The organism is Sphingobium soli, assembly GCF_020782245.1.
GTDB classification, from domain to species: domain Bacteria; phylum Pseudomonadota; class Alphaproteobacteria; order Sphingomonadales; family Sphingomonadaceae; genus Sphingobium; species Sphingobium soli.
This window is the reverse complement of record NZ_JAJGNP010000052.1, coordinates 1-368: the sequence shown is the minus strand read 5'-3', so window position 1 is coordinate 368 and position 368 is coordinate 1. Positions and strand designations below refer to the sequence as shown.

The 368-nt window shown below is 56.8% G+C and carries 1 pseudogene; it reads right to left on the bottom strand.

Going from position 1 to position 368, the window contains the following annotated elements:
- A pseudogene (locus tag LL253_RS19695) lies at positions 1–256 on the bottom strand (winged helix-turn-helix transcriptional regulator); the annotation flags it as partial.
- Positions 257–368: the final 112 nt, after the last annotated feature.

The following is a 368-nucleotide window of genomic DNA, read 5'->3' as shown; positions in this document are numbered from 1 at the left end:
CAGGTCGAGCCGCGACAGCTGCGCCGCCAGGGTCCCGCCTTTGCCGATCCGGGTCTCCTCTTCGAGGCGTGTCACCATGCTCAGCAAATGGGTCCAGTTTGCTTGGTCGATCAGGCACCTTGAACCGCGGATCGATCGTCTCGGACCGCAAATATTTGCGGATCGTGTTGCGTGATAGTCCGGTGCGCCGCGCTATCTCCCGGATCGGTAGATGATCGCGAAAATGCCAGCGCCGGATAACGCTCAATAACGCCATGTCCAACACTCCATATACCCTCGCTTGTCAAAGCCAGGGACGAGTTCAACATGGGTCAATTCTCAGTGGAAATTTACGCCCTACCCGGGTCACTTCTCAGTGGAAATCAACA